The organism is Caballeronia arationis, assembly GCF_001544975.2.
GTDB lineage: Bacteria > Pseudomonadota > Gammaproteobacteria > Burkholderiales > Burkholderiaceae > Caballeronia > Caballeronia arationis.
Map to the genome: position 1 here is coordinate 1 of NZ_FCOG02000364.1, position 2268 is coordinate 2268.

At 59.4% G+C, this 2268-nt stretch carries 3 protein-coding genes; all 3 read left to right on the forward strand.

Going from position 1 to position 2268, the window contains the following annotated elements; genetic code table 11:
* Positions 1–225, forward strand: a 225-nt coding sequence (locus AWB81_RS42200; protein WP_144444375.1) for an SUMF1/EgtB/PvdO family nonheme iron enzyme, incomplete at its 5' end; no start/stop codon positions are given.
* 73 nt (positions 226–298) lie between these two features.
* Complete coding sequence (locus AWB81_RS42205) at positions 299–592, forward strand: DUF4148 domain-containing protein (RefSeq protein ID WP_062644468.1); 294 nt, start codon at positions 299–301, stop codon at positions 590–592.
* Positions 593–1587: 995 nt separating this feature from the next.
* The coding region (locus tag AWB81_RS42210) for an IS110 family RNA-guided transposase (protein WP_235026237.1) at positions 1588–2268 on the forward strand (681 nt) is incomplete at its 3' end.

Consider the following 2268-nt stretch of genomic DNA (forward strand, 5'->3'; position numbering starts at 1 on the left):
GACCCCGGCGTCCCGGTCGCGGCGCCCAAGCGCGTGACGCGCGGCGGCTCGTTCCTCTGTAACGAGGACTATTGCCTGAGCTACCGCCCGAGCGCGCGGCGCGGCACCGATCCGTACAACAGCATGTCGCATCTCGGCTTTCGGCTCGTGATGGACAAGGACACCTGGGAGCATTCGAACGAGCGGCGCCAGGCCGCTAGCGCTGATGCACAACCTCGCTCTTGATCGTTCGAGAAGGAGCCGGAACCCCTTCGACGTTCCGATCGACGTAGATTGCAACACTAGAGGGAGAAGTAAATTGAAGAACTCGCCGAAGATCTGGCCGATGGTTTGCGCGTTGACGCTCTCCCTTATCGGCTGTGCCGCGGGCGGCACGCCGGAAGGCGCTGCGCATTTGAGCGCATCGGAATGCCGGGATCTCGCCGCTAACAGAAACAACGCGCCCGTCACGCCCGAGCGCAACAGAAGTGAGCTGGCGGCGCTGGAGAAGGCGGGATACAACCCATTCCAGGCCTTTGATCCGAACTATCCAGAAGATCTGCAGGCGGCGCAGCGTCAGGTCGATCATTGGTATCACACGGATTGCCATTAGGGACCACACAATTGGGGCGCACAATGGCACGTCAGTTCGCCGCCTTAGTCGCGGTTGGCCTTGTGGGCCAATCAGCGACGTGCGAGACGGCGACGCGCGTGTGTTACGTCTGCGGCCCATCCCTGCACTGCACTTGAGGCCCGGTCTATGGCACTGAGGTGCCCATGTCGGTGACGCGGCTACGCATCCTGTACTGGCGCTCGCACATCGTTAGCGGTGAATATTAGCGCTCGCAGTTGGCGAATGCGCCGCCATCTGGTTGTTGAGCGCCTTTCTTTGCGATTATTGTGCTATGTACCAGCGACTAAACGGTGCCTACAGAGTAACCTGACGTCCTCTCAATTGTGCGCTACCGCGCTTCACGCGCGACTCAATCGCGCCAGACATCTGCCGCGCGCAGCCGCCGGCACCGGCACCGGCACCGGCACCGGCACCCGCGGAACGATACAACTAACTCGGCCATCATCCCGACGGCTATCTTACCTACCCCTTCAACTTACCTCGTCCGATATTTCGCAGGTCAGACCTCGCTGTGCGCCTGTCGCCGCCGCGGCAAATCGAGCTTGTTGTAACTGGCCGGTGACTTGCCCGTCCTTGCATGTCCGTTCGCGAGGCAGACGAGTCACTGCAATGCCAGTGGTGGCTGCCCGGCGAGGGACCGCTTATGGCCGCGTGCAGCCCGATGCGCTTGGCATACGTCGGCCGCAATATTCCTTGAACACCGTCGGCGGCCGTGCGTCGAAGTCCGCATCTCAAGGGCGAAGTGACGACTTTATTTTGCGTCAGGCAAACCCATGCTGAGTAAGGCTCGCCCCGCTATCGGGCGCTCCGAAGTCCCGAGTTGACGAATTTATAGTCGCAATGTTGAATGATATGAACGTCCCCCACCCATCGGTACGTTCCGCGTCAGCGATACCCCGGTGGACGGCGATCGCTACCGAATTTGGAAATCGGTGATCATATTGACCTACTCAGCCGAATTAACAGGATCTGTCATGACGCATACGATCGTGGGTGTGGACATCGCAAAAAACGTAATGCAGGTTCACTGGGTCGACCCCGAAACGGGCGAGATCGTGAACAAGCCTGTCAAGCGAGCGGCGTTTCTCGAATACTTCGCCAATCGTCAGCCCTGTCTCATCGGTATGGAGTCTTGCAGCGGGTCTCAACACTGGGCACGGCGATTGATCGAGATGGGCCACCTGGTGAAGCTGATGCCGGCGAAATTCGTCAAGGCATTCAACATCCGCAACAAAAACGACGCTGCAGACGCGCGAGCAATCTGGATGGCGACGCAGATGAGCAGCAAGGCAGTCGCCGTGAAGACCGAAGCTCAGCAGGCGGTTCTCGCCCTACATCGTATGCGCCAGCAACTGGTGAAGTTTCGCACAATGCAGATCAACAGCCTGCGTGGGTTACTGACCGAATATGGTGAGGTGATGGGTGTCGGCCGTGCTGCATTGAACAGGGCAGTCGCAGGAGTTCTGGAAAGATTGTCAGGACGCCTGCCCACGATACTGATCGATGCGTTGCGCGAGCAATGGAAGGGCCTGGAGGACATGGATCAGCAGATCGGCCAGATCGAACGTCGGTTGCAAGGTAAGCGTCAGCGTAACCCGTCACAAGATGGTGCGCGACGAGCTTTTCTGCGTCAGATCGGGACGAGACGATGTAGG